General features: G+C 24.7%; 27 protein-coding genes, 1 tRNA gene and 1 pseudogene. 20 read left to right on the top strand and 9 right to left on the bottom strand.

Going from position 1 to position 26,695, the window contains the following annotated elements:
* Positions 1-6 precede the first annotated feature (6 nt).
* The 11 genes from CKV87_RS11720 (at position 7) to CKV87_RS11715 (ending at position 9,561) form a co-directional block, all read left to right on the top strand.
* A complete protein-coding gene (locus CKV87_RS11720) occupies positions 7-408 on the top strand; it encodes a hypothetical protein (protein ID WP_012013009.1) in 402 nt (133 codons plus the stop codon).
* An 11-nt stretch (positions 409-419) separates the two neighbouring features.
* Positions 420-872, top strand: a complete 453-nt coding sequence (locus CKV87_RS06715) for a hypothetical protein (protein ID WP_012013008.1) — start codon at positions 420-422, stop codon at positions 870-872.
* A 143-nt stretch (positions 873-1,015) separates the two neighbouring features.
* Positions 1,016-1,939 carry a hypothetical protein gene (locus CKV87_RS06710; protein WP_012013007.1) on the top strand — a complete coding sequence of 308 codons (924 nt, stop codon included), beginning with the start codon at positions 1,016-1,018 and terminating at the stop codon, positions 1,937-1,939.
* Complete coding sequence (locus CKV87_RS06705) at positions 1,940-2,782, top strand: hypothetical protein (protein WP_012013006.1); 843 nt, start codon at positions 1,940-1,942, stop codon at positions 2,780-2,782. It begins immediately after the preceding gene.
* Position 2,783: 1 nt separating this feature from the next.
* Positions 2,784-4,859, top strand: a complete 2,076-nt coding sequence (locus CKV87_RS06700) for a type IV secretory system conjugative DNA transfer family protein (protein WP_012013005.1) — start codon at positions 2,784-2,786, stop codon at positions 4,857-4,859.
* Between the two features lies 1 nt (position 4,860).
* On the top strand, positions 4,861-5,370 hold the full coding sequence (locus CKV87_RS06695) for a hypothetical protein (protein ID WP_012013004.1): 510 nt from the start codon (positions 4,861-4,863) through the stop codon (positions 5,368-5,370).
* A 1-nt stretch (position 5,371) separates the two neighbouring features.
* Complete coding sequence (locus tag CKV87_RS06690) at positions 5,372-5,857, top strand: hypothetical protein (protein ID WP_012013003.1); 486 nt, start codon at positions 5,372-5,374, stop codon at positions 5,855-5,857.
* Positions 5,829-6,182, top strand: coding sequence for a hypothetical protein (locus CKV87_RS06685; protein WP_012013002.1), 354 nt, complete (start codon positions 5,829-5,831; stop codon positions 6,180-6,182). Before CKV87_RS06690 ends, CKV87_RS06685 begins: the two co-directional genes overlap by 29 nt.
* Positions 6,183-6,204: 22 nt before the next feature.
* The gene (locus tag CKV87_RS06680; RefSeq protein WP_012013001.1) at positions 6,205-6,507 is read left to right on the top strand and encodes a hypothetical protein; all 303 of its coding nucleotides are present in this window, start codon (positions 6,205-6,207) and stop codon (positions 6,505-6,507) included.
* A 1-nt stretch (position 6,508) separates the two neighbouring features.
* Positions 6,509-9,391, top strand: a complete 2,883-nt coding sequence (locus tag CKV87_RS06675; protein WP_012013000.1) for an OPT family oligopeptide transporter — start codon at positions 6,509-6,511, stop codon at positions 9,389-9,391.
* A gap of 32 nt (positions 9,392-9,423) precedes the next feature.
* Positions 9,424-9,561, top strand: coding sequence for a hypothetical protein (locus tag CKV87_RS11715; RefSeq protein ID WP_169712282.1), 138 nt, complete (start codon positions 9,424-9,426; stop codon positions 9,559-9,561).
* A 105-nt stretch (positions 9,562-9,666) separates the two neighbouring features.
* On the opposite strand, the gene CKV87_RS06670 is transcribed toward CKV87_RS11715, so the two are convergent.
* Together CKV87_RS06670 and CKV87_RS06665 are read right to left on the bottom strand one after the other, a co-directional pair.
* Entirely contained in the window at positions 9,667-10,863 is a 1,197-nt protein-coding gene (locus CKV87_RS06670) for a hypothetical protein (protein WP_012012999.1), read from the bottom strand.
* 73 nt (positions 10,864-10,936) lie between these two features.
* On the bottom strand, positions 10,937-12,580 hold the full coding sequence (locus tag CKV87_RS06665; RefSeq protein WP_012012998.1) for a hypothetical protein: 1,644 nt from the start codon (positions 12,578-12,580) through the stop codon (positions 10,937-10,939).
* Positions 12,581-12,812: 232 nt separating this feature from the next.
* Between CKV87_RS06665 and CKV87_RS06660 the strand changes: the two genes are divergently transcribed.
* The 3 genes from CKV87_RS06660 (at position 12,813) to CKV87_RS06650 (ending at position 16,767) form a co-directional block, all read left to right on the top strand.
* Positions 12,813-13,142, top strand: coding sequence for a hypothetical protein (locus CKV87_RS06660; protein WP_012012997.1), 330 nt, complete (start codon positions 12,813-12,815; stop codon positions 13,140-13,142).
* Positions 13,143-13,565: 423 nt separating this feature from the next.
* Positions 13,566-14,735 (top strand): HamA C-terminal domain-containing protein, encoded by a 1,170-nt coding sequence (locus CKV87_RS06655; RefSeq protein ID WP_012012996.1) that lies wholly within the window; start codon positions 13,566-13,568, stop codon positions 14,733-14,735.
* The gene (locus tag CKV87_RS06650; RefSeq protein ID WP_012012995.1) at positions 14,728-16,767 is read left to right on the top strand and encodes a DEAD/DEAH box helicase; all 2,040 of its coding nucleotides are present in this window, start codon (positions 14,728-14,730) and stop codon (positions 16,765-16,767) included. Before CKV87_RS06655 ends, CKV87_RS06650 begins: the two co-directional genes overlap by 8 nt.
* Positions 16,768-17,243: 476 nt before the next feature.
* Here the strand turns inward: CKV87_RS06650 and CKV87_RS06645 are convergent, their stop codons facing one another.
* Entirely contained in the window at positions 17,244-18,326 is a 1,083-nt protein-coding gene (locus tag CKV87_RS06645) for a PIN domain-containing protein (protein ID WP_012012993.1), read from the bottom strand.
* A gap of 303 nt (positions 18,327-18,629) precedes the next feature.
* Here CKV87_RS06645 and CKV87_RS06640 point away from each other — a divergent pair, with 303 nt between their 5' ends.
* The 4 genes from CKV87_RS06640 (at position 18,630) to CKV87_RS06625 (ending at position 20,832) form a co-directional block, all read left to right on the top strand.
* Positions 18,630-19,427 carry a hypothetical protein gene (locus CKV87_RS06640; RefSeq protein WP_012012992.1) on the top strand — a complete coding sequence of 266 codons (798 nt, stop codon included), beginning with the start codon at positions 18,630-18,632 and terminating at the stop codon, positions 19,425-19,427.
* 145 nt (positions 19,428-19,572) lie between these two features.
* Positions 19,573-19,911, top strand: a complete 339-nt coding sequence (locus tag CKV87_RS06635; protein WP_012012991.1) for a hypothetical protein — start codon at positions 19,573-19,575, stop codon at positions 19,909-19,911.
* Between the two features lie 84 nt (positions 19,912-19,995).
* The gene (locus CKV87_RS06630; RefSeq protein WP_012012990.1) at positions 19,996-20,550 is read left to right on the top strand and encodes a hypothetical protein; all 555 of its coding nucleotides are present in this window, start codon (positions 19,996-19,998) and stop codon (positions 20,548-20,550) included.
* A gap of 69 nt (positions 20,551-20,619) precedes the next feature.
* Positions 20,620-20,832 carry a hypothetical protein gene (locus CKV87_RS06625; RefSeq protein ID WP_012012989.1) on the top strand — a complete coding sequence of 71 codons (213 nt, stop codon included), beginning with the start codon at positions 20,620-20,622 and terminating at the stop codon, positions 20,830-20,832.
* Positions 20,833-21,120: 288 nt separating this feature from the next.
* Here CKV87_RS06625 and CKV87_RS06620 read toward each other — a convergent pair.
* The 5 genes and pseudogenes from CKV87_RS06620 to CKV87_RS06600 all read right to left on the bottom strand — a co-directional run bounded on the left by CKV87_RS06620 (position 21,121) and on the right by CKV87_RS06600 (position 24,092).
* Positions 21,121-21,394: pseudogene (locus tag CKV87_RS06620) on the bottom strand (addiction module antidote protein).
* A gap of 185 nt (positions 21,395-21,579) precedes the next feature.
* Positions 21,580-22,797 carry a tyrosine-type recombinase/integrase gene (locus CKV87_RS06615; RefSeq protein ID WP_012012988.1) on the bottom strand — a complete coding sequence of 406 codons (1,218 nt, stop codon included), beginning with the start codon at positions 22,795-22,797 and terminating at the stop codon, positions 21,580-21,582.
* A 178-nt stretch (positions 22,798-22,975) separates the two neighbouring features.
* Positions 22,976-23,059 (bottom strand) — tRNA-Leu (locus CKV87_RS06610).
* Between the two features lie 65 nt (positions 23,060-23,124).
* Complete coding sequence (locus CKV87_RS06605) at positions 23,125-23,400, bottom strand: HU family DNA-binding protein (protein ID WP_012012987.1); 276 nt, start codon at positions 23,398-23,400, stop codon at positions 23,125-23,127.
* Between the two features lie 113 nt (positions 23,401-23,513).
* Entirely contained in the window at positions 23,514-24,092 is a 579-nt protein-coding gene (locus tag CKV87_RS06600) for a class II aldolase and adducin N-terminal domain-containing protein (RefSeq protein WP_004509567.1), read from the bottom strand.
* 59 nt (positions 24,093-24,151) lie between these two features.
* On the opposite strand from CKV87_RS06600, the gene rsmH reads away from it, so the two are divergent.
* Both rsmH and CKV87_RS06590 read left to right on the top strand, forming a co-directional pair.
* Positions 24,152-25,054, top strand: a complete 903-nt coding sequence (gene rsmH / locus CKV87_RS06595) for a 16S rRNA (cytosine(1402)-N(4))-methyltransferase RsmH (protein WP_012012986.1) — start codon at positions 24,152-24,154, stop codon at positions 25,052-25,054.
* Positions 25,047-25,325 carry a hypothetical protein gene (locus CKV87_RS06590; protein WP_012012985.1) on the top strand — a complete coding sequence of 93 codons (279 nt, stop codon included), beginning with the start codon at positions 25,047-25,049 and terminating at the stop codon, positions 25,323-25,325. The genes rsmH and CKV87_RS06590 overlap by 8 nt, the downstream gene beginning before the upstream one ends.
* Positions 25,326-25,345: 20 nt before the next feature.
* On the opposite strand, the gene CKV87_RS06585 is transcribed toward CKV87_RS06590, so the two are convergent.
* Complete coding sequence (locus CKV87_RS06585; protein ID WP_012012984.1) at positions 25,346-26,623, bottom strand: C40 family peptidase; 1,278 nt, start codon at positions 26,621-26,623, stop codon at positions 25,346-25,348.
* Between the last annotated feature and the right edge of the window lie 72 nt (positions 26,624-26,695).

The raw sequence follows: 26,695 nt of genomic DNA, 5'->3' as shown, positions 1-26,695 counted from the left end.
TTTTTTATGAGCAAAATTGTTTTAGATGAAAAAGAAGTAAATGAACTGATGGATTCTTTTGATTTTCAAAAATCAATCTATTTGCAAAAACTCGAAAAAATCACAAATAAAATTGAAAAATTGCAAGAGATACAAGATAAGCAAAAGCAACTAGCCGAAAAAATGGAAGTTTACCTTGAAATAATCCAAAAATTTCAATTTCAAGATGAAAATGAAATGATAAAAAACTACTCTGTTTATTTATCGTTTTTAGCCCAAAAAATAGAAGATTTAAATAAAAATCAAGATTTAAAGAAAATAGAAAGAATTATAAATATAAGCAATAAGCTAGTTAGTTTATCGGTTGTGAAAGTTACAGCAATTGTTGCAGTTATAACAACTGGAATCAATTTTATAATTTTGAAATAAAGGACTAAATAATGAAAAAAAAAGATAAAAAGATAGAAGAGTTTTTTAATGAATTTCTAAAAAATGAAATAGATAAAGATGTAAATTTAAAAAAGGATATTGTAAAAGTTTTTGTTCCAGAAACAAAGGAAGAGGATGTTATTTGTTTTCTCATAGATAAAAATGCAAAAATCATCGTAATTGATGATTTTTTTCAAAGTCTAAAAACCTTTCTTGATACTACGAATAAGGAGAGAATCGCAAGAAAAATAATAGATAAAACAGATATAGATGATGAATTTGAAGATTATAAATTTATTTTTATTTCAAAAAATAATCCTGCATTTTTCGATTTAAACTCTATTGCAATTAGAAAATTCATAAAATCTGGTACTTATCGGGATATGTTCCAATTAGGATTATATCTTAATGTGAGACAACTAAATTTCACATTCAGATATGAATATGAATTTGAAAAAAAATAAGGAAATAGTACTTCACAATTGAAATACTATTATTAATTTAAATTAATTTTTTTAAAAAAATATAAAAAAATGAAAATTCATAGCAAAAAAAACTTATAAAGATAAAATCGAAATATAATAATTTTAGAACAAAGGACTAAACAATGAGTTACAATGATATTGCGAAAAAAATAATAGAAAATGAGGATGAGCTAAACAAACTCCAAAAAAAGATAAATCTCCAAAAATTTAAAATCCTAACTTTAAAAACTGGTGAATTCTTAAAAAATGAAGAATTAAAAAAAATCAATGAAAAAGATTTGAAAATTGAAGAAAAAGAGAAAAAAGAGAATGATGATTTTTTACAAAAAATTTACAACCAAAGCTCAAAATTAAACTCTAGTTTTTCTCAGTCTCAGGATGTTTTTTCTACTCAAGCTCAAAAAGTAGAAAGAATTGAAACTGAAAAATCAAAAGTTAAAGAAGAAACAGAAAAGATTGAAATAAAAATTGATGATTTATCTTCTAATTCTAACTTGAATCAAAGCGACAAAGAAAAACTATTTGATGAACTTGAGAAAGATATTTTAAATCTAAAATCAGCAGTAGAAAACTTAAAAAAAGAGAATCTTGAGCTTAAAAAAGAGTTAGAGTTAATTTTGGAAAAAGAAAAATTAACTGCCGAAAAATCAGGACTTGAAAAAGAGAATAAAACAGTAAAAGACAAGATAGAAGCCTTAAAAAACAAGACTCAAAATACAAAAAAAGAGTTTGAATCAGATACAAAGAATTCAAAAATTCAAGATAAAAATGTAGTAGAAAAGCAAAAAGAAAATAAATCAATAAGAGATGATATTAAGTTTCTTCGAGACTTGAGTATGAAAGATGTTGAAGGAAAAACGCTGGATGATTTTTCAAAAAATATAGGAAACCTAAAAGCATTTAAAGCTACTCAATTCGACTTGAAGACTATTGTTAGTTATGCTCAAGATTTTGATAATTTTTTACAAAAAGAAGTTGAAAAAGCTCAAAAAATGGTAAGTGTTAAAAATAAAATTACATACGATAACAATATGAAGGAGAGATAAATGGAACTTATGACTGATAGAGTAATTTTTTATTACATTTTTTTCGCTTCAATGATTATACTAGTTACTATGCTTTGGGGACTCACAAAATATAAAAAGCTAACTAACTTTCAACGTTCAAATAGAAATAATTTTGTTGTAAAACAAGGGGTTATATTAGTTGTTTTAATTGCTATTTCTATGGGCTTGAATCACATTTTAACTCTTACTTTTGAAGAATTCCGAGATAGTATTGATAGAACAGAGAGTGTTTTTAAATTTCAAGTTTTTGCAATCATTGGATTGGTTTTTTTAATAATTAACTTTTTCTATAACAAAAAATTAGAGTTAGTAGATGAAAGAGTAGTAAAACTTAATCAAGATACTCCTTTTAATCTTTCCCCGATTCAAAGAGTTGTAAAAAAGATAAAAGATTATGCACATTTTTATAGTGGAATAACTTATGATTATAGCCCAAAAGATTTTACTATCCAAAATGTTGTAATAAATATCTCAAAAGCCGATATACAAGAGTTTGAAGAACTTCAAAATAAATCAGTTGAAATAACACAGTTTTACTCAAAATTAATTGATTATATTAATGAAAAAGCTGATATTTTTGATTATCAAAAAATTTCAGATGAAGATTTAGAAGAGATAACAAGTATAAAAACTCTAAAGCTTTTAATTCTTTCAAAGTTTGAAATTTTCAAGGAAAACCAATATTTTTCAGGTATTTCACAACTTTTTCAAATAGCAACGCCAGATGAAACAGAGTTTTTAAATTTCTTGAGAGATTTCTCTCATGATAAGTATTCTAGTCTAAGCCTTAAACACGCACTTTATTATATTAAAGAGGTATAAAATGGAAAATAATATAAACGATAAAATAAGAATCAACACTTACACAAAGCTTGACGATAATGAAGAAAAATTAATTGATGATGTTTTTTGGTCAAGTTATATTTGGTTAATTTTATTTTTTGTTTTTTCAATAAGTTTAAAAATACATTTTTTTGCATTTGCACTTTTTATCTATTTTTTCTCTTTTAAATTTCAAAAAAACTTATTAAGAAATAAAAATAAAAAGATAAAGGAGTTATCCCTCTTAAATAATGATAATTTAAAAAATAAGTATAGTGTACATTTAGGAACACTTGTAAAAAGACATAAAAAAGATGTCGATGTTTTAACTTTTTACAATCAAGTTAGAAAATTTTTCTCACTTGATTATGAAGTTCAAAAAATAATTCCATCACAAAAAAGAACTTCAAGTAAAAGTAATGCAATTACTCCAGTTTTAATTGATGATGTAATTCTAAGAGAACATTGTGCTTTAATGGCAACATCAGGTGGTGGAAAAACTGAATTACTTTTAAATGCATATATAGAATCAAGTATATCAAGAGGTGCAGGAGTATTTGCAATTTTTGGAAAAGCAGATAATGTTATGCTTCAAAGAGTGCAGTCCATTTGTGCAACTTACAATAGATTGTCTGATTTATTAATTTTTGATTTTAATGCGGATAAAAGAGGAAAATTTAATTCAAATACAATAAACCTATTTGAGCTAGGTGCTTCAAAAGATATTATTACCATGCTAACTAGTATTGCTGATTTAGATGGAAATGATGAGGGTGGATGGAATGGAAAAGCAAAGCTTTATTTGTCTTCACTACTAAAGGTTATCTTAACTCTTAGAGATGCAAATTTCTTTTTAGATATCTCAAAAATTGACAAAGTATTTAATTCAACTAATAAGTTTAAAGAGTATCAAAAATATTTAATAAAACTTGATTATTTCTCATTTAATAGACTAATGAGCGAAACAGATTTACTCTTAAAATTTTTACTAGTTTTTGATGAAATTTACGAGACAAATAGAAATGAAATTAATTCAAAATTATATGAAAATTTCATAAAAATAATTGAGGATGAAAGTAAGAATAATAGCTCATTATCTCATTTAGATAATAGTGTAAAAAACCAATTTCATAATGAGTTAAAGAATGTTGTAATTATGCTTTCAAATGTACCAGATTGGGAAAAATTAAAAGAAACATATTTAAATGGAGTAGTAACAGAAAATGGAACTACTATTACAGGTATTGAAGCAGTAGGTCTAAAATATCCACAAAGAAGTGGTACATTTTATGATTTATCAGTAGCTCAAGGTTTAATGGACAAGATAGTTAATTTTTTTGATTCTTTTGCACCCATTTTAAAAAATATAAATAGTGATTTAAATATCTTAGATGCTATAGATAGCAATAAAATAGTTATTGTAAATCTTCCTGGACAAAATAAAATATATAGCCCAATTTTAGCTGAACTTTTAGTTTCAACTTTAAATTTATTAGCTGAAAGAAGAGGAAAAGATTTTATTCCTGATACTACAACACTTGTAATACTTGATGAGATTAATAGTTGGCTAAAAACGAAAAAAAATCAAAGCTATCAAATTGGAGATTTATTATCAGTTATTAGAGGTTTACATATGGGAGCAGTTTTAAGTTTTCAAAGTGATTTAAAAGAAACTATGGGTTCTGTTGATAATAGTCAAATCATTGCTAATGTAAAAACAATAATAAGTTTAAAATTAGAAGATGTAGAACTTATAAAACTTCTTAACTCTAAAGTGCAAAAAGTAGAAAAAATCACACTTGAAGAGAGTATGAAAAGAGAAAAGAATCTCAAAAAATTTCATAACAATGAAGATTCAAAACTAACTAAAAGTGAAGAGGATTTTTTTAAACCTGAAATGCTAAGTAATATTAAAAATGGAGAGGGTTACATAATTAGAAACTCTACGGCAACACCATTTATGGCTAAGTATATGATGCAAAAAAGTTTATATAAAACTGCAAAAGATGATGTTGTGTTAAGTAGATATGTAGATGTTGATGTTATCAGAAAAAAACAAATTGAACTAGGAGTTTAAAATGTCAAAAGAAATGCTTAAACTAAGCCCTTGGGAGCAAATTAAAGAAAAAGTTAAAAGATGGTTTGGAAAGGGTCAATATGGAACAGCAAGGGAATTTTTAGACCTACATAAATTACAACAAAGAGGTGTAGATTTAGATTTTTTAATTCTTACAAAAGAATTCAAAGAAGATGGACTAAAAAAAGCTGTTTATGGTACTCAATATAATTTAAAACAGGAGTATAAAGAATTTGAAGAAAAATATGCTAAAGGTGAATTCTTAGGAGTTAATGAACAAAAAGGTTTAAATTTTCTAGCTTTACATAGGGAAAAACTTGAAGCTTTAGACCGTAAGGTTGATGAACTAGCAAAACTAAAAAGAGAAATAGCAACCATTAAAAGTTTTATTAACGGAAATGATTTAGAAGTTCAAAAAGAAGAGAAATTACAAAGCTATAGAACTTATACAGAAATAGAAGATGAAAAAGAACGAGTCAGACGACAAAGATGGAGAGAGAAAGGATTGTAAAATGATAACAAATGCGAAAAAAATAGATTTTATACAAAAAATCAAAGATATGCAAGAACGAACAAGAGAATCAAAAAAACAACTTTTAAAAGAGATAGATAAAAAAGATGAAGATTATAAAACTTTCTCATCTAAATTAAAAGAGATTCAAAATTCTAACCATGATATTTTTGGGTTGATGGCTTTAGTTGATATCTATTATTTGACAAAAAAACAAATAAGTAAAAAAGAACTAGAAAAATTAGAAAACCAAAATGAAATAACAACTCAAAAGGATAAGTTACTTAATGATTTCTTTGAGCAAATGCAAGAAAGAATTAATATTATCGAACAGGCTGAAAATCTTGATTTAAGAGAGTTTTTAGATAGTAATAATATTTACGATATTTTTGATGATAAGAAATTTGAAAGATATTTAAATTCTCAAGATATATCAGAAAATATAAAAGGAAATGAGCATGAGTACTCAAGAGAAAAAGAGAGATAACTTAGAAGTTTTACATGAAGCTTTAGGCGATGAGATAATTAAACAAGTTGTCTCAAAGCTTGATATTTATGAATCAAAAATCAAAGATATATTTGAGATTATGGAAGAGCTTCAAGAGATAATTCTCTTACAAGCAAGTGAACAAAAAGCAAAATTAAACTCTCAAAGTGAACTTGAAATTAATGCTCGTATCTCAAAATCAATGGAAGAGTTTGAAATAGAGTTTGAAAAAATGTTGAATAATCAAAAAACAAAAAACAATAATAAAGTTGTCTATCTGATGATAGTTATTACCTTTTTACTTTTTGCATTATTCTTTAAGTGATATAAAATAAAGGATGTAAAAAATGGATGATTTATCTTTATTAAGTGCTCCAGAAATTGCTAAAAAAATTGGAGCAAAAAAAACTACTGATTTAACAAACGATGTAAAGAATCTTTCAGCTTCAAGTTTGAATAACTTAAAAATAGCAAATCCAACCAAGTATGAAGTAGTTATGCTAGGTTTAGTTGCTAAAAAGCTCAATATTGGTTTGAATGATTTGATATTTTTTTCAGAAGCTTTGAAATTTAAAAATATCAAAAATAAAAATTTTGCTATAAATGATTTATTGTTTATGAATCTTCTTAGCGACTACCAAAAGAGCTAAAATGAAAAAGTATATATTACATATATTTTTATTTACTATTTTATTTTTAGAAAATGGTATGGGTGCAGAGATAATAAGATATCAAACAGAAAATAGAAGCTCTTTACTAGATGATAAAATGGGAGTTACTATAATTAAAGGAGCAACTTCAGAATCCTTAAATTTTAATACTAGCACTCCAATATGTAAAGATTTATATAAATTTGTTTACGATGAAAATGAAAATATAAAATCAGAAACAAGAGTTGAAGCTCAAAAATATCTAATTGACTTTAACTATAAAGAGGGGACTTTTACTTGTTCTTATATAAATGAAAAAGAATTTGGTGCTGATGCTAGTAAATCAATAACTCTTTCAATACCAAATTGGACTTTGTTGTTAGGTTATATTGATAGCACAAAATCAGGTTCAAGCCTTGTTAATATTCCTTTCCAAATAGATGATATATATAATTTATTTAATGGTGAGTATAAGCCTTCAAATCTTAGTGTACTACCAGATTATAATCACTATGAAACACCTTGGGAATTAACTAAAAGATTGGGTAAAAAGATATTTACATTAGGAAATAATACAGATGATACACATAGTTTAATTACAAACCCTTACAATATACAAAAAAGAGCAAAAGATTTGGGCTTACAATATTTGAATGAAAATAAAGATAAAGAAAATTTTACAGTATCGCAATTTGTAACTGGTTTAGTAGCTTTAGATGGTAATGTTGTATCAGGAATAAGTGAAACTGGAGATATTATCATAAATACTGAAGTTGAAAAAAATATGACAATTCTTGATTCTGTTGAATATAGTAAAGGAGTATGGGAAACCTTTAGGGATAAAGTATCAAAAGTTTATAATAATATGACTGGTGGTCAAGTTGATAATGTAAATTATACTAGAGTATTTAGTTTTGAACAATATTTTGATAAAAAGATTTTTGGATTATATTATGAATTTATGTCTCTTGGTTGGCAAGCTGTTTTTGATTATGCAGGGCTATTAATTCTTGCTATGGTTTTTTTATATAGTGGTGTTGTTGTTGGATATAAATTTTTTATGTTTAGAATGAATAGTAACAATGAAGGTAAAGAATGGGATTTTCCTTTTGCAAATAGATTAACTGCTATTGTAATTATGTTAGTAGTATTTTTTATCCATTTTCCAAATGGGAATTCAGAATCAGTGGTTTCAAATAATAATCAAAGTGATAAAATATTTGAAATAACTACCTCTAATAATAATCAAGCTACACAAGTAGAATCTCAAACAACCATATTTAAAACTGGAATTGGATTTTTTGCTAATATGGGAGCAATGATAGCTGATACTACTGCTACAAATGCAACAGTTATTTACATGAGATATTTATTTAATGCAACGTATACACAAAGCTATCAAGACACATTAAATATTCTTAATCAAACTAGAAGAGAAATTGTAGAACAAGCTGTACTTCAATCATTCTTTAAAGATAATTGTATATCTTCTCATGAAGCAAGTTATAAAAAATATAATGGCTTTCAAATGGCTGATTCTCACATTGATTTCCTTTGGAATGTAGATACTGGAAGCAGTAAAATTTTTGATAACAAAGGTACAATTTCTCCTTTGATGTGTAAAAATTTAGAAATTAGTTTAATGATAGGTAGAGAGTATTTAAAAAGAAGTAAAGTTACATCAGAAAAAACTATTACTAATTTATCTAGGAATTCAAATTTTAATGTTACAACTAATAATAGTTCATATACTTCAATGAGTCAATTATATGTAGATACTCAGCTTTTAGGTGTTAAAAACGTTGGTTGGTTTATGGCTTCAACACTTCCTGTAAGTCATATATTTATGCTAAACTCAAATATTATAAATAATGCTTATGATGGATTATCAAGAACAACAAATGGTGAAGCAGTAACTACAATGTTAGTAAATAAAGCTAATGATTTGTATGTAAAAGAAGATGAAAATTTATCTAAACAAACACTTGATACTGAAGTTTTAAGCTCAGTTACGAGCAACTGGATTACAAATACTTTCTCTACATTGACTTCATATCAAATATATAATATGTTGCCATTCTTTGGTGAAATTAGACAATTTTTTGAAAAAGCAGTTGAAGGTGCAGGAGAATCTTTATTTGAAGTTGCAGGTATATTTATGCCACAAAGTAAACTGTTATCTTTCGCTAAGTCATCGTTGGATAAATTCATAAAAGAAGCAAATGAACAAAAATCTAAAAAAAATCTAAAAGATAACAGTAAAGTTTCTCGAAGCATAGATTTTTTAAGTACTGGTTTCAAGTCATTTATGATTTATGTTACGTCATTTTCATTAGCAGTTATTCTATATAAACTTATGATACAGGCTATCTTTGCAGCTGTTGTGACACTATTAGCTATATTAAAAATAGGTTTATATTTTTGGGATTGTTTTATGTACTTTTTTGTGTCACCATTTATAGTACTTTGGCAAATGACAATCAAAGAAAAAACAGATAGGGTAAATTCTTATTTTCTGGATGGTTTCATACTTTATGTGATTAAGCCTACCCTAATAGTTAGTTCTTTTTTCATGTTTATTATTAGTTTCGAGATTATTACTGGCATTTACTCATTAATATTTGATATAAATTTTTCTACATTAAATTTATCGAATTCATTATATGAAGATTCAAGTATTTCTTTATCTTTTGTAACACAAAGTGTTATAACTGGTTTCTCTGATGTATTCATATATTTTATAGGAATGATTTTAGCTTATTTTATTATCCTAAAAGGTGATGATATGATATTGGCTAAAATCAAATATAAAGATGAGACAGAGAGTGGATTATTACATCAATTAGGTGAAAGAGTTCAATCATTAGGTGGAGCAAGAATTTAATTCTTGCTTCGACATTTTAAAAAGGAGCTAAAATGAGAGAAAAAATAAAAAATAATTTAGATGAAGCAATTCAATATTTAGACATTGAGTTAAAAGATGATTCACAAGATATAAAAAAAACAAGAAGATTTTGGTTAAAGATTTTAACAAAAGTAAATTCTTATTTATAAGTTCTTAACGATATTTAAATATGGAATCTATTAAATAGAGTTTATAAAATTATTATAATTCTAACTACAAAATGTTAAGATTTAAAACCTTAACATTTTAATTTTTTAAGATGAAGTTTTATTTGTCAAAATAAGATTTTTTATTTTTTCAAAGTAATCAATATCACTTTTTGCTCCATCCATAGTTGAAGATGGATTGATTTTGAAAGCTTCTAAATTTAAACTCATCAATTGAACCAGCAATTCTTTAGATTTTATTGTTTCAGTATCATCAAGTTTTTCTATTTCTGTTTTATATCTTTCAAAAGATTTTGCCAATGATTCTTTATGAGAATATTCTTGTTCTAGTCTTGCATATTTATTTAAGTTTAGGTTTGCAACAGTTGCTATCCAAATAAAAGGGGCATTTATCATAAATCTTACAGTAATAGAAACTAAATCAATATCTTTTAAATTATTAAAATCTATTGTTTTAAAGTTAAAATATCCCATTATAATTAGTACAAGAACAAAAACAGCTAAACTCCAATATTTATTATTCTTTGCTTCTTTAGCCTTTTGATTAAAACCTCCTCCTAATCCAGCATCACTTGATAAATTTATTATTTTTTTTGCTTCCTTTTCTGTTTCCTTTAATTGTTCTAATCTTAATTCTAGTTCATCTTTTAATGACTTACTTTTATCTTCTCCCTCTTCTGGCTCTTCATCATCTCCAAATATTTTTTTATGGAATGTATCTAAATTTTGTTGCTTAATTTTTAAATCTTTATGCAAAGTTTCTATTTCATTACTTATTGATTTTTCATCAGAAATTATTGATGCATATTTATCTTCAAATTTATCAATATGTGCATTTAATATTTCAATTTTTACTTTTTCTCCCGTTTTATTAACAAATAAATCATTATATGAATTTTTTATTTGTTCATACATATCATTGAAAATTTGACTTAAATTACCATCTTTTGTTTCAAATATTTTTGAATATGCAGATAAAATCTCATTCTTTCTATTTTCAATCTCATTAATATTTTCATTTGATAAAAGATTTTTTATATTTTGTAATTTATTATTTTCATTTAAAAAATTTTCCAATTGTTTTGCATTACTTAATATATTTAAGGCTTGTTCTGAATTTTCTTTTAGTAATTCTATTTCATTTTCAAAGATATTTCTTAAAGCTTCATTTTCATTAGATTTAAGTAAATCTATTTTTATAGAATAATAATCTTTAATTTGATTATAAAATTTTTCTATTTCTTTTAATTTAGTTTTTATTAGTTCTTCATCAATTTTTGCCATTACTACTCCTTGTGTTATGTAAATTATATTACACACAACATAAATAATAAATTTTTTAATAATTAAAATTTAATTATTTATTTTTCTCATTCTCAAACTCATCTTTAATTTTCTTAATAAACTCTTTACTAGATTCATTAAAATTAACTTTCTTAATATCAGTCCATCCTTTTTGAAGCATTAATTGAGCAATTAATTTAGCATCTTCATCTGTGATATTTTCAGTTGATAATATCTCTTCAATTCTATCTTCAATAGTAATATTTTTATCTTTACTTGTAAATTTAATATTATAATTTTCTTGAGAAATATAATATCTTGATAAATCAACATCACTTTCAAGATTATAAATATCTTTATACATTTTATTTTGAAATGAGTTAAAGAACTTTAGATTTGCAATATTTGATTTTTTACTATAATCTAAACTGTTTTCTATATTAGCTTTTGAATTGTTTTGTAAGTGAAATAATATAGTGCTATCATCTAGTCCAATTTGATTAAAATATACTGTGTAGCTTTTATCTTCATAGTTAAATTTTAAACCAGTCTTTTTTCTTTTCCCCTGTATATTTTGATTTCTAAATCCTAAATCTTTATATCCAAAATTTGAAAGTATATCTTTTAAATCTATCTCATTTTTTGCATATTTTAAAGCTTCTAAAATATCATTTTTAACAGCATTGTTAAAAGATAGATATTTATCATCACTTTTTACATTAGATGATTTACTTCTACCTTTCATATTATCTAATACTAAATCATTTGATAAAATCAAAGGAAAGATATAATCTCTTTGCTTTAGCTCTTCAATTATTGTAGATTGAAAACCATTTGTATATTTGATGTAATCTCTTGCTATAAAATTATCTCTAGTCATAAGTTCTTTTAATTTAGTTTTATCTTTATTTGCTATTGCAATTAAAGTTTCATTAGTTATTTCATCAATTGGAATAGGGTAGATATCTTTTATAGTATTACCTCTAAACTCAAAGTCTAAATCTAATCTTTGAAATCTATTTTTTATATTATTCATAGCTTTAATATAAAATTGTAAATTGCCAGTTGCAGTTGCATAATCATATAAAAGCTCTAAGTTCTTTGTTAAATCATCACCTTTTGAATTAACATAGTTTACTACTTGTTTATCTGTCATCTTTTGAGTGAACCAAGAAAACCTACTACACTTTTCCATTAATCCTTGAAACTTATTTACACTTCTATCTTTTTCTTCATCAAAGTGAAATACTAAGTTATATTTACTTGCAACATTTGATAAATGCTTTTTTAAATGGTAATAGTTTAATCCAGTATGTTTTGTAGAGTTAAATAAAAAGTGAAAGTGTGGCTCAATATTATCAAAATCTATATCACTGTTAAAAGCTCTATTGTGATAAGCACTTAATGTATCACTACTTAAATCAAAGCTCTTATTAGAAAAATACTCTTTTTTATTTCCGTTTTTATCAATATATTCTCTTGTTTTTACTCTAAATGTATATTTGCTATTTATTATCTCTTCTAAAATCAGATTCATTACATTGTTTATTTTATCTTTTGAATTAAATCCATTTGCAATTAATTGGCTTGTATCAATAGAACATTTAAAGTGAGCTTTATGTATTAAAGGGTTATAAATTTTAATACTATTGTAAATAGCTTTTGCATGGTCTAAAATATGTAAATCAACTCTATATGATGATTCATTCTTACTCATAATACTCCTTTAAAAAAAAGCTTGACGATAGTTAAGCATATAGCTTAGACATTAAAATATTGTAGCAATTTATTGCTTAAATATTTTATGTCATTACCTGATTAAATATTTTTTATTAATACTATATTATACTTTATATTGATTGATTTTATTTTAATAATACTATATAATACTAGAGTATATTTTATATAAGATTGATTATATATGATAATAATTTATAAAAGGTGAATTAATGAATATTGATGATTTTATATCAAGTAATAAACCAAGAAGTAAAAAATCTATTTTTGATGAACATATTGAAGATATAAATAAACTTCTTGAACTAAATTATTCTCAAAAACAAGTAATAGAATATTTAAAAGCTAAGTGTAAAAATAAAACTGGATTAAGCGAACAAAACCTTTCTTTTTATTTGAGAAAATCAAAAAATAAAATCACTATTGAACCAAAAAGTATTAATAAAGAAAAATTAAAAAATGCAGTAAAAGAAAATACTGAGAAAAAGCCTATTGATATTTTTGCTAATTTAAAAGGTAAAGATTCTAAAACCTCTTTATAGTAAGATATATTCAATTTTGTGAAAAAATTAAATAATAGTATGTAAATTTCTGAAATATTTCTAAAATATATATATTATTATTTCTATCATTCAAACTATTATTTAAAAGTATTAGTTTTCAACATAATAGGTCATTTTTTTGATTTTTAATATATATAGGTTGTTCAATTTTTGGCATATTAGTGTCTTATTTATTTTAAAATTAAGAAGCAATTTTATATGATTATCAACTGTATTTAGATTCAGAACATATATATTTATTTTAAAATAGTATTATAATTGTTTGTTAAGTATCTAGATAACAAAAGTATATGATGTTTGACATAAAAAACAGTGGAGCAGATAATTACCCTGTGGCAATTCATTTAACGTTAAATTTACAAAGATAATATTTGATACAAGTTTATAAATTAAAGGTATATGATGAAAGTCTTAATACATTACACAATACAGCATACAGTATTTAAATTATTTTCCAGAAGAGGAACCTATAATTTCACTATTGAAGAAAGAATTAAAAATGTATCTGATTTTTATAATAGATATAATAGAACACAAAATCATCTTTTTTTTGTTGTTAGTTACTTCGATGGAGATGCACAGCAAACTGAGTATGCTGTATGTAATATTTCATATAATGAAACTACAAGTAATTATCAGTATTCATCTGTATCTGAATACACAATAAATACTATCTGTGAAGAATTGGGCTTAAAGTCAAATAACACATATGATAAAAAATCATTTTATAGAGTGCTGACGATAGAAGGTTATGAGAAAGATTTTATTAATAATAAAAAAGAGGATGATTTAAATAAAATAAGAATGAAGTTTTTCAGTTGGGAAGAACTATTTGATATGAACGAACTATTATTTAATGAAATCAATAACAAAATTTTCAATACTGAAAATGTACTTAAAGTGGCTAGTACCTATACACCAAAAACAAAATACACTGATAAGCAAAAGAAGCAAAAATATTTCGATGCATTGAAAAGCATTGGATTTATATCTAATACAGGTGTTGATACATCCCATACTACTTTACATGGAGACATTGGAGAATTTCTTATGCATATTATGCTAAGTAAATTTTTATCTGACAAATCAGTTAAAAAGTACATTTATCCAAAACTAGTATTTAAAACATCTCCAAAAATGCCAGTATATGGCAATGATGGTACTATATACATTGAAGATACAAAAGAAATATATTATTTGGAAGCAAAGTTTTTCAGTGATTTGGATAGTGCAGTTAATCGGGCTGTTAAATCACTTAAAGCCCATAATGAAGTTTGTGAGGAAAACATTACACATAAAATTGAATTATTCAGAAATATTAAGACTGATGAACTAAATGAAATAATTGAAATAGATGAAAATGTAACAGAAAATTTGGTTCTATTTTTAATTTGTGATGATTATACAGACTATGAAGACATTTTAGATGTTATTAGAAAGAATAAAAAATTAACAAAGTTAAAAAAGGATTATAATATCCTCTTATTTGTTTTGCCAATAATTAGCAAACAAGATTATCTCAATTCCTTTTCTGTAAAAAGCAATAATATATGGAAGGAATTAAATGCATAATAAATTTGATTCAAATATGAATGTTTTAAGGAATGATATCCTCAAGAATATTTATAGTGGTAATGACATATCAGAGGCTGAGTTGAATCTTACCGATCTATCAATATACTCAAGAAACAACACTTTTTTTTCAAAATTGAGTAATGTGATAAAAAGGTCTGTATTAGATGATAGCATAACTCTAACAAATGAACAAGTTGAATGCTTAAATATATTAGAAGAGAATAATTTATTCTTAAGTGCCCCAACAAGTTTTGGGAAAACATTTATTGCTTTAGAGTTTATAGCACGAAATCGTATTTTATTGGAAAATATTATATTTGTTGTTCCCACAATATCTCTTATGAATGAGTTACGTAGAAAGTGTTTTAATTTATTCAATGATGAATTTATTATAATTACATCCGAAGCTGAACTTGATCAATATAATCATGTCGCTAAAAAAATCATGATTGTAGTACCTGAACGAATTAGTACAAAAAGATTTAAGGAATATATAAATAGCAATAATATCGATTTCCTAGTATATGACGAAATCTATAAACTTAAGTATGAAATATCTTCAAGAGATACGAATGACAGAATAATTAAAATGAATTATATCTATAAATACTTAATAAATAAATCACGCAAGATATTGTTACTTGGACCATTTATTAGGAGTGTAAATTTTGGTAAGAGTAATATAAAAATTGAGCAGTTCATTACAAATTTAAATCTTGTTTATAATAACATTGAAAAACAGCCTGTTAAAACTATTGATAATTTAGAATTTTTAAAAGATAAACAATTCGTATACTTCAATTCTCCTAATAATATAAAAAAATTCCTCGATAAAAACGAATTAAATACTGAAGATGAACAATACAAATATGATGAAGATATAATTCAATGGATATCTGAAAATATTCATCCTGAATGGTACTATTCTATTTATTTAAAAAAGGGGATAGGCATTCATCATGGGAAAACACCCTTATTTCTAAGAAAATATATTGAAAATGAATATTCTAATCCTGATGGTTGTATCCATACAATATTATGTACAAGTACATTAATGGAGGGTATCAATACGCCTACAAATAAACTAATAATTTATGATTCGCCACGTGGAACATTTGAATTGAATAATCTTATTGGCAGAGTTGGTCGTTTAAATCCACAGAATCCCCAAATAGGAAATATCCAAATATTTGATGAGAAAATACTTGACCTTTATAATCCAGAGCAGTGGATAGACCTTAAGATTTTGTATGAAGTAGATACAATAGAAACTAATAGTCCTGAGGACGAGATTTTATATTTAGATAAATCTTCAATAGATGGTGAACCAGAAAAAAGAATTCATGATTTAAAAGAAATTTTGGACTCAAAATTTGGAATTAAAATGACAGAGGTTATCGAATCAGAAATTGAAATTAATTTACTTAACAATTTTATCAATATTTATGATGAAATAACCTGCCATGAAAAAGAATGGAAAGTTATTAATGATATAAAATACAAGCTCCTTCGAAGCGATAATAAATATTTAGGAGGTTTATTAACAAGTAATTACTCATTTGCTTCTGAAGATAAATTTATTTTTGATGCAGTATATTCATTAATGATTAATGGAGGTAAGTTAAAACCTGTTATTAATAAATTCGTAATAAAATATAATCCTAATGTTAGTGATATCAATAATTTTATTGATGCTCTTTTTCAAATAGATGAATTTATAAAGTTTAAAATGATGAAGATGGTTGGTATTTATGAATTATTTAATAGCAAGAATTTATTCAACAAATCAAAAAATAGAGCATTTATTCAAAGTATTTACATGATAGAATCTTACTTTGATTCAGCAGATGGATATGAGCGTATATTAAGTGATTTAGGTATACCTCAGGAAGACATTATTCTTATATCCAACGAGATAAGTAAATATAATGATGTTTTTGGAACTGAAAAAAAGTTAAAGAAATTAATGGAAATAGCACTTTTTGATAATTTGTCACCATTCAGTAAAAAGATTATATCTGGATTATGACTTGATAAGTAAAATATTAATTTACTTAAAAATTGAATTTAACAAAATCTTACAACTGATACTTTCTTGATATAGTTTTTGATTATTCAAAAACTATATCAACCATTAAGAACAAAATTGCAGTTGATAATAGGGGTATATCTATAAAAAAGAAATATACTTGAAATATTACTTATTATACTGATTTCATTTACATCATATAGTAAATTCAAATTATTTTTATGCATTGAAGATCTAGATAAGGCAAAGAACTCTTTTCCTTTTGAATCAAAAAGTAATGGGGTATCAATATTTATGAAGCTATCAACACTGACTAAAAATATGGTAAGTGTTTTATAAAAAATTATCAATAGAAGAATCAGTTTCAACAAAAGAAAAAGCTCAAGCAGTTTTAAGACTATACTTCTACAAAAATTAAATATACTCCAGATAAAAAAGAAGCTTTTTTAGATGATATAAATAGACTAGGAACTCGATTAACCTATATATAGATAATCAACAGAGTAATCTTTTACTTCTTCTTGCAAAGTATCATATATGAAGCTGACATCAAAATATGGTCGTATAATAGTTGATATTAAAACTGTTTCTTCTTGAAATTCAGTACCATAAAATTTATTTGAAATGTCATCTTTATATTTAAAATATTCTTCTTTTGAGATTTCCAAGGTAAGAGTTACTCTTCTTAAATTGTATTTAAAATTTACATAAACACTATCTTCATCTAATTTTTTAGCTCCTAATACTTCTGGATCCTCCATACCTTCAAACATATCAACATGAACATTAATTATTTGAGAAAATTTTATAGTAAAGGCACCTGATCTAAAGTTAAAAACTTCTCCTCTGTAATCATGTGTTCCCAAATACTCCTCCCCTAGAACTTCTAAATAATGTTCAAAGTTTGGATTGCTATGGTCAAAAGAATGGAGTGCTTCATCAATAGTATTTTTGACAAAACTAAAGAGTGTTTCAAAGGGAATTATTTTTGTTGTTATCTCTTTTTTATTTATATCTTCTAATAAGTCAGAATGAAAAGATATTGTTTTTTTCTTTTTTTCAAAAAAATCATTTTTATTTGAAGAGATAAAGATGACGTCTTTTTTAATGTTATTAGTTTTAATAAAATCTAAAAGAGAAAGCCAAATCATAGTGTCTCTATATCCTTTTTCTTCTTCTTGAAATGGTTTTTTAAAATATAAAGCTTTTTCTACAACTTCTTCTTGTTTTACATCAATGTAATCAAGAATTCTAATATTTGAATAATTTATAAATTCTTTTAATAATTTTTCAAAGTCATATTCTTGATTAATTATTGCAGTATCATCAAACTTCACATTATTTAACAACCTTTTATTAAGAAACTCCATACTCTTACTTATATCTTCTAATGTAGATTTTATTTCTCTATTTCTAATATTTTCTATTTCTTGAATTACTAGTTTAGATATTAATAAAGTATGTCCTTCATTATTAATGAAATGAAATAAATATTTGAAATGTGGATTATCAAAATACCAATTTTTATAAAAAATATTAGTGTCTAAATAAATTATCATATTTTACTATTTCCTTTTTATTTGTTTAAAATAGACTTTCTTTTCTTTATATTGAATCATACAATAAATCTTATTTGATAATATAAATGAAAAAAAGAATTAAAAAAGTTAATGTTACAAAATATGAAGAAAGTTTGAAAATGTATTAAAAGAAAATATTCTAAAACTTTTTTTGAATAGGATATTAATTTATGAAAAAGTATAATTATCATGTATATATATTAAAGAGAAAATTCTAAATTTATTTGGGATAAAAAACTTTTAGTTTGATAATACTAAAATAATTAGATAGGAAAATCTACAATGACTTTTGAAAATATAAAGTTAGAAGAATCAAAAAAAAGAGCTAACTATATAAAAGAATTATTTGCACAAAATAAACTTAAATTAAATGAATTATCTCATTTAGGGAAATTACTTAAAACAGTTGAAAATAGTGAAAAAGGAAAATCGCTAGAACTATTTGATATTCTTGACATAAGTAGAGTATATGAAGCTTTGGTAGTATTTGAAACAATAGGAATTGAAGAAACTATTTTAAATAGAATTAGAAAAGGTAAATTAGATTTTAATAATTCTTCAAATGATGATGGTAAAAATATTTTATTTGAATTAGAGATAGCAGCATCTTTCTTAAAAAAAGGGATTTCTGTAAAATTTGATGAACCTGATCTGATTGTAGAATTATTAGGAAAAAAAATTGGTATAGCATGTAAAAAAATAAATTCTATTAAAAGAATTCAACAAGCGCTTAGTAAAGGAACAAAGCAAAATATAGAGCAGAAAGTTGATTATGCTATTGTTGCTTTAAACATAGATAATTATCATCCTATTGGGCATTTACTAGTAAAAAGAACTAGAAAAGATGCTTTAGATTTTATTCATAAAAGAAACAAAAATCTTTATTTTGAACAAAAGAAGGAATTTAATAAATACTTGAATGACGGTCGTCTACAATCAGTTTTTATAGATTCTAGAATAAAAACAGACATTACAGATGAAGCTCCAAGATTTAATAATTTAACAATGACTACTGTTATACAATCTGAAAAAGATGAATTAATTAATCAGAAAATTAAAGAAATATTCTCTGACTCTTAATGTTATAGTAGGTAATTACCTTGATTCACTTAGTGATTTTATTATTTGGTCAGGTATAGCCTTTCAAAATGAGTTAGTAGTAATATGGAGTGAATTAAGCTTTAATTATATATTTAGATATAAAATATACATAAAAGGAATAGAAATGCCAACAATCCATCAACACATAAATTTCAAAACTAAAAATGGTCTTATTGCTAAAGCACAAATTGAAAAAAATAAAGATTCTGAGTATACATGTACTGTCTATTCTGATAATGCAAATAATAATTTTTCAATGGTAGAATCAAGAACATTTTCGTCAGGAAAGGAAAGTTTTAGATGGTTGTATGAGACAATTCAAAAAGTGATATCTAACCAATATCATAACGATATATTAGACACAATAGATAATACTTGTAATTGTCCTCACATTACAAAAGAAGAAGAGCAAACTATATGTTCCTCTAGCATTACTATTTTAGTAAATGGATTGGACGTATAAGAGATATAACAAAACTTTGGGGGAGAAATATTTGACTATGTGACTCAAATATTTCTCAATTCAAACGTTAGATAAGGAAAAAAATTGCTAGAACCATTATTTCAATTTGTAGAAAAATTCGTTACTGACTTTTCATGGAAAAGGTTAGCTATATTTTTTAGTTTTTTAGGATTAGTTGTACTCACATTTATTTTATATGAATGGCAAACTGCTTCAAATGAATTAAACCGTTATGAAAGAGCAACAAGCATACTCCTTCAAATTGAACCTTTATTGGATTCTAAAAATAGTGTTGTAGTTGAAACCTCAAAAGAACTCGTTGCTAATTTAAAATTAGTTATTAAACAAAAAGATATTTTTTCAAGTTTAGAAGTATCTATAAATCCAATAATTTCACAAATATTTTTTGGATTACTTCCATGGATTATAATAGTTATAATTTTAATTCCATCAGAAATTGTTAAAGATAAACGTGAAGCTATGAATATGATTGGAGGTTTTTTTATACTTCTACTGTTTTTAGGTATCTTGATTTCATTTATTCCTATAGAATGGAATAATTGGTTAAGGTATGGTGGTGTTCAATTATTCAATTTAATACTAATAATATTATTATCATGGGTGGGGAACAAATCATAATATCTAAGAAATAGGTGGAAAAGTAATAATTTACCATGAGGGGAAATTATTGCTCACGACAAACGTTAGATGACAAAAGAAATTTTAACTAGATTTCATATAAATGAAAAGTATGGAGATATAGCAATAGATTTATTAGATGACTATACATCTACTTATGAAGCTTATGGTTATTATACTTATGATGATTTTAAAACTTTTGCTAAATATATAGATTTTATGGGCTTTGTTTATAGGAATAATTGGCTTCTACGTGTAGTAAATATTATTGAATTACATTAAATAATTCGATATGCAGCAATGTTTAAATTTAGTAACTTAAAAATTATTATTAATATAAAAAATTTATATTTTATTAACAGTAAGGATTTTATTGTTTTTGGCATGAAATAGGTGTGAATAGATAAAATAGGAGAAACCTTAAAAGGTTTTATGTAGCCCGAATAGGAGTTTTAAAGGATTATAATGTGATGTGATCAGCAAGATTTGAACTCGTTAATTTTAAATTAGTTTAGTCTATTCTCATATTAATCATTTTAAGATAATTTTATAAATTTTTTCGGTTCTTATTTAAACCAATACTTGCATTATTACACCAAAAGAATCCAATACTTTTTTTATTGTTTTAAATTTAGGTTTTGTACCTTTTTCAAATGTTTTATATACTTAGTTCAGTATCTTTTTCTAATTGGCTCATACCTTTTGCTTTAGCAATATTTCCTAAAGTTTCTAATAATTCATATGTATTTCCATCACTTAATATTTGAGACAAATATTCCGCTATTACTTCTTTATCATCAAGGTATTGTACTATATCAAAATTTGTAATTTCAAGTTTACTCATTATCTAGCTCCTTTAAATTTTCATTTGCTTTTTTATATAATCAATTTAAGTTGATTTATCTCCGCTGATTAATAAAATAATTCTTCGTAATATTGAAACCTTACCTTGAATATTTTTTTTGAAAAAATATTTGGTTGTTTTATTATGTACATGTTGAAATTGTATCTTAAAAGATACACTATATGTTAATTAAATTTATTTAACCAATCAGTCCACCATTGCATTAACCCTTTTTTTTCATCATAATATTTCATTTTTGATTCTCTGTTATAAGCAGCTTTAATTTTATTTGTTTCTGCATGAGCTAAACAAGATTCTATAATATCACTATGAAATCCATGTTCTTTTATTTTTTCATGGGCTATTGTTGAAAACATGGCTCTAAATCCATGTGATGTAATTTTATCTTTATAACCAAGTTTCATGAGTGCGTGATTTAATGTTGCATCTGAAAAAGGTTTTAAATTTGAAGTAGGCGAGGGGAATACATATTTACTTCTATCAAAAGAATATGGTTTTATTGTTTTTAATATTTCAAGAGCTTGTTTTGATAGAGGTAAAACAAAATCTTTATTAGTTTTCATTTTATTTGCTGGTATGTCTAAATATTCTTTTTCAAAATTTACTTCATTCCATTCAAGTAATCTAATGTTATAAGGTCTTAATGCAAGATATGGAGCAATATTTAATGCATATATTGTAGATATATCTGCTTTATAAAGTTCTCCATAAGATTTTATATCTTTTAATAGTTCTTTTATCTCATTCTCTTTTGTTAAAGTTGCTCTATGGATAACTATCTTTTTAGCAAAAACAGTTCTTTTATCAATATCTGCAATTATATTATGTTTTGTATATCCATAAGTAACTGCATATTTATAAATTCTTTCTATAACATTTAAAATTCTTTCTGCAATTTCGAAATATTCTTTTTCTTGTAATTTTTGAATAATATTTAATATATCTAATATTTCTATTGATGAAATAGGTTTATCTCCAATTGCAGGGTAAACATGCATTCTTAATCTATTTTCATTTAATTCGTAAGTTACATGTTTCCATTCGCTTGTCATTAATTTGAGCCATTTCTCAGTAATATATTTAAAAGTTGAAATATTTCCAAAATTTGAGCTTTTAGCTTCAATAGGGTTTATATTTTGTTTTAATTGTTCTTTTGCTTTTTCTCTTAATTCTCTAGCTTCTTTTAATGAAATATCTGGATAAATACCAAAACTCATAGATTTTCTTTTCTTTGTGTAACTAAAATCGAATCTAAAGAATTTTGTACCATTAGATTTTACAACTAAGTATAAATTTTCTCCATCACTTAATTTATAATCTTTTTCTTTTGCTTTAGCTTTCTTAATTTCCGTATCAGTAAGAGGTTTAACTATTTTTGCCATTATTATTACGGTACTGCTTTCATAAATTTATATATTTTATTATCCTATACCGTTAATAATACCGTTATTAATTTTATATATAGATAAATACAAACAAACATAAATAAACACAAATAAATTAATATATTCGATTTTTAGGTGATTTAAGGATAAAAATAAACAGAAAAAAACAAAGTAGTGGTACCGCTAGTCGGACTCGAACCGACACACCAAAGGCGAGGGATTTTGAATCCCTTGTGTCTACCAATTTCACCATAGCGGCATATGATTTTAGAGAAAAAAAAGTAAGTTCATCTGTGGCAGATGAACTTACTTTTTTAAAAGAAATTATTTAGCTACTGCTTCTTTTAAAGCTTTTCCAACTTTAAATTTAGCAACAGTTGTAGCAGGAACATCTACAGTTTTAGTTGTACCTGGAACTTTTGCTGTTCTAGCAGCTCTTGCAGCTGTTGCGAATGTACCAAATCCGATAAAGCTTACAGATTCTTTTTTTACTAATGCTTCAGTAATAGTATCTAATACAGCATCAACTGCACCTTTTGCATCTTTTTTAGATAAACCAGCTTTTGTAGCTACTGCATCGATAAACTCTGCTTTGTTCATTGGAGAACTCCTTGTATAAAATTAAATCGAGAAAACTTTATAGTATTTAAGCTTTGAAATAGCTAAAAGTTCGGGCTTTAGCAAATAAATTTTTTATCTTTTCTGTATCTTTTTTATTCAAAAGAACTTTTTATACTTAAAAGTCTACAAGAATTCTCAAGAATAGCTATTTTTTTAACTAGTTCATAAACATCTCTATCATATACATAAGTTCCTACACCTTTTATAACCATCAAATTATGTTCAGATTCTTTTAAATATTTTGTAATTTCAAGGGCATTTCTTTTATACCAAGTTGAAAAATCACCAGGATTATAAATAGATAATTCTCCAAAAAAAGTTTTACCAAAAAAATCTTCAAATACTATTTTGTCATGAAGTAATGTATATGCTGTTGTATAAATTGGCATACCAAAAGCAATATATTTTGCTTCATGGATATTTGTATATATTGTCGAATGAATATGAGATTCGATACTAGCAATATTCCATCTGTAATCTTGTTTATTCATATTTAAAGTACAAAAAGATTTTTCATCCATTTTGTCAAATATAGCATCACTCGTATTTATCATAAAGTTATATTGATCAAGTTTAGAAGAAATTGCACCATGATAGATACCAAAAAAGTTCTTACTAAACATAGAAAATGATAAATCAGAGAGTAATTTTATAGTATCTTTATCTACCATTAAAAGCCTTTGAATATATTTTTGGATATTATATATTAATTTAATTAAGGACAGTTTTAATGGATATTCCTCATATCCCCGTTTTATATAATGAAGTTCTAGAAACTTTTAAAGATATAAATGAAGGTTATATAATAGATTGTACTACTGGATTTGCTGGTCATAGTAGTGGTTTATTAAATCAAAATCAAAATATAAAATTAATTTGCAATGACCAAGATGATGAAGCTTTAGCTTTTAGTAAAAAAAGGCTTGAAAAATTTGAAAATGGGGTAATTTTCAATAAGGGTAATTTTGAGCATGTAATAGAAACTTTTAAAGATTATGAAATTAGAGGAGTTTTAGCTGATATTGGAGTTTCATCTTTACAATTAGATAAGCTTGAACGAGGTTTTGGTTTTGAAAGTTTAACACTTGATATGCGAATGAATCAAAATCAAAGTTTAGATGCTGCAACTGTTGTAAATACTTATTCTCAAACTGAATTGGAAAGAATTTTTAAAGATTATGGAGAAGTAAGAGAGTATAAAAAAGTTGCTTCTTTGATAGTAAATAATAGACCTTTTAATAGTTCAAAAGAACTTGCAGATTTTTTATCTAAAAAAATGTCAAAAGGAAAACTTCATCCAGCAACTTTGCCTTTTCAAGCAATTAGAATAGAAGTAAATGATGAATTAGGAGTTTTAGAGAGACTTTTTGACTCTTTGGAGAAAGCAAAATTAAAAGATTGTATTGTTGCAATTATCTCTTTTCACTCTTTAGAAGATAGAATTGTAAAAAACTATTTTAAAAAATGGAGCAAATCTTGTATTTGTCCAGATAATGTTTTTAGATGTGAATGTGGAAATAATCATGCTTTAGGAAAAATTATTACAAAAAAGCCTATAATTCCAACTGCTTTAGAGATTAAACAAAATCCTAGAAGCAGAAGTTCTAAATTAAGGGTTTTTAAATTTGATTAAATTAAATTCACAAAGTTCAATAGCTATTGTATTTGCGATATTATTTTTTGCTTTATGTTTATATTTTCCAAAAATATATTTAAGAAATAATATTTATTATACGAGTAAAGATATAAATAAATTGTATGCACACTATATCTCTTTACAAGAAGAAAATACTTTTTTATCTCAACAACTTGAAGATATGAAATTTAAAAATCAGATTCTTGATTCTTTATTATTTAATCCTTTACAACAAATAGATCAAAGTAAAGATTTACAAGAAGATTAAGCTTTAGTTCTTACTAAAGCTTATAAAATAACTATTCCTAGAACTTTATTTAAAATATTACTATTATCATCAAATCCTTCTAACTCTTTTCCTGGTTCTAATGTTGTAATAGTTGATTTTCCAATTATATGTCTAAATTCTTTATTGTTTTTGTCTTTCAATCTTACACTCCAAACATTGTGTACAACCATTGGTTCATTATCTTTTATTCCTAAATAAAGCATAATATGACCTTTTAAATAAACTAAAGTTGAAAAAGGAACACCTTCTTTTTTTATAAACTCTTTTTTCTCATCTAAAGTTAGTTTTGAAATATCAATATATTTCCCATTTGTTGTTTGTGCTTTTGAATTTCTATGTAAATATGATCCAAAAGGAGTAAAAAAATCTTGAGTAAAACTTGAACAATCTCTATTATTTAGTAATCCACCCCAACCATAAGGTTCATTTAAAAGTTCAGTTAATATTTTTATTCTATTTTCACTATTATAAAGTACTGGCATAGCTTCAATTTCATTTGGATTTAGTTGTATATGTGAAATTATTGCATTTGCATTATCATCTTTTTTGGCAATTAGATAGTTATCTTTTTCTTTAGGAAAGATTGTTCCAACTTTTACATATTCTCTAAAAATAGGATCATAAATTGGGAATTTTTCTTTTATACTTACAAAGTAGTTTGAATTTTTAAATTGTTTTATAAAATTTTCATTAACAAATGCTATATTATTTATCTCAACCCATCCACCAACACTACTTGATTCTATATATGCCCAAGCTTTATCTTTTGACAAATGAGAAACCATAATTGGAGTATTTATTTTGATTAAAGAATTTTGATTATAGTCAAAAGGAAATCCTTCTCCTGGTAGTAGTGGATTATAAAACATTGGAGAATTTGTTGGAAGAACTCTTACATTTGTATTTTTTAAAGTTATTGCTTTTTTCGGTACTACATTATATTCATCAAAATTTGAGTTTTGTATTTGTTTATCAAACCACTCTTTTGTAGCTAATTGATGGTTTTCTAAATATACTTTTTTAAATCTATATGATTGTCCCCACATAGCTTCTTGTTTTGGATATGAAACTTTTGTTAAGTCCCAAGGTCTAAAGTATTTTATAAAGTAGTCGTTTGTTGCTTGATCTTGATTTATAAAATTATCATTAGCTTTTTTTGAAAATTCTGTTAAGTCATTTTCTTTTACTTCTATGATTACTACTTCTTTTGTAGTACAAGCTGTAAATAAAATTGTACTAAATATTGTTATAAATAGATATTTAAATAAATTATTCATTTTTATCCTTTTTTATTTTGAGAGATTGTATCATATTTTTAATTTAGTAATTTATAGATATAGTACAGAAAA

Source organism: Aliarcobacter butzleri (assembly GCF_900187115.1).
Lineage (GTDB): Bacteria > Campylobacterota > Campylobacteria > Campylobacterales > Arcobacteraceae > Aliarcobacter > Aliarcobacter butzleri.
Note: the sequence above shows the minus strand (reverse complement) of the source record. Positions and strands in the feature narration are given on the sequence as shown.

Bases quoted from the DNA above. Each gene is read 5' to 3' on its own strand.
- CKV87_RS06600 (WP_004509567.1), bottom strand. From the start codon at position 24,092: ATGGTAGATAAAGATACTATAAAATTACTCTCTGATTTATCATTTTCT.
- CKV87_RS06585 (WP_012012984.1), bottom strand. From the start codon at position 26,623: ATGAATAATTTATTTAAATATCTATTTATAACAATATTTAGTACAATT.
- CKV87_RS06710 (WP_012013007.1), top strand. From the start codon at position 1,016: ATGAGTTACAATGATATTGCGAAAAAAATAATAGAAAATGAGGATGAG.
- CKV87_RS11715 (WP_169712282.1), top strand. From the start codon at position 9,424: ATGAGAGAAAAAATAAAAAATAATTTAGATGAAGCAATTCAATATTTA.
- CKV87_RS06705 (WP_012013006.1), top strand. From the start codon at position 1,940: ATGGAACTTATGACTGATAGAGTAATTTTTTATTACATTTTTTTCGCT.
- CKV87_RS06660 (WP_012012997.1), top strand. From the start codon at position 12,813: ATGAATATTGATGATTTTATATCAAGTAATAAACCAAGAAGTAAAAAA.
- CKV87_RS06625 (WP_012012989.1), top strand. From the start codon at position 20,620: ATGACAAAAGAAATTTTAACTAGATTTCATATAAATGAAAAGTATGGA.
- CKV87_RS06655 (WP_012012996.1), top strand. From the start codon at position 13,566: ATGAAAGTCTTAATACATTACACAATACAGCATACAGTATTTAAATTA.
- CKV87_RS06690 (WP_012013003.1), top strand. From the start codon at position 5,372: ATGATAACAAATGCGAAAAAAATAGATTTTATACAAAAAATCAAAGAT.
- CKV87_RS06670 (WP_012012999.1), bottom strand. From the start codon at position 10,863: ATGGCAAAAATTGATGAAGAACTAATAAAAACTAAATTAAAAGAAATA.
- CKV87_RS06635 (WP_012012991.1), top strand. From the start codon at position 19,573: ATGCCAACAATCCATCAACACATAAATTTCAAAACTAAAAATGGTCTT.
- CKV87_RS06605 (WP_012012987.1), bottom strand. From the start codon at position 23,400: ATGAACAAAGCAGAGTTTATCGATGCAGTAGCTACAAAAGCTGGTTTA.
- rsmH (WP_012012986.1), top strand. From the start codon at position 24,152: ATGGATATTCCTCATATCCCCGTTTTATATAATGAAGTTCTAGAAACT.
- CKV87_RS06715 (WP_012013008.1), top strand. From the start codon at position 420: ATGAAAAAAAAAGATAAAAAGATAGAAGAGTTTTTTAATGAATTTCTA.
- CKV87_RS06650 (WP_012012995.1), top strand. From the start codon at position 14,728: ATGCATAATAAATTTGATTCAAATATGAATGTTTTAAGGAATGATATC.
- CKV87_RS06695 (WP_012013004.1), top strand. From the start codon at position 4,861: ATGTCAAAAGAAATGCTTAAACTAAGCCCTTGGGAGCAAATTAAAGAA.
- CKV87_RS11720 (WP_012013009.1), top strand. From the start codon at position 7: ATGAGCAAAATTGTTTTAGATGAAAAAGAAGTAAATGAACTGATGGAT.
- CKV87_RS06665 (WP_012012998.1), bottom strand. From the start codon at position 12,580: ATGAGTAAGAATGAATCATCATATAGAGTTGATTTACATATTTTAGAC.
- CKV87_RS06640 (WP_012012992.1), top strand. From the start codon at position 18,630: ATGACTTTTGAAAATATAAAGTTAGAAGAATCAAAAAAAAGAGCTAAC.
- CKV87_RS06685 (WP_012013002.1), top strand. From the start codon at position 5,829: ATGAGTACTCAAGAGAAAAAGAGAGATAACTTAGAAGTTTTACATGAA.
- CKV87_RS06645 (WP_012012993.1), bottom strand. From the start codon at position 18,326: ATGATAATTTATTTAGACACTAATATTTTTTATAAAAATTGGTATTTT.
- CKV87_RS06675 (WP_012013000.1), top strand. From the start codon at position 6,509: ATGAAAAAGTATATATTACATATATTTTTATTTACTATTTTATTTTTA.
- CKV87_RS06700 (WP_012013005.1), top strand. From the start codon at position 2,784: ATGGAAAATAATATAAACGATAAAATAAGAATCAACACTTACACAAAG.
- CKV87_RS06615 (WP_012012988.1), bottom strand. From the start codon at position 22,797: ATGGCAAAAATAGTTAAACCTCTTACTGATACGGAAATTAAGAAAGCT.
- CKV87_RS06680 (WP_012013001.1), top strand. From the start codon at position 6,205: ATGGATGATTTATCTTTATTAAGTGCTCCAGAAATTGCTAAAAAAATT.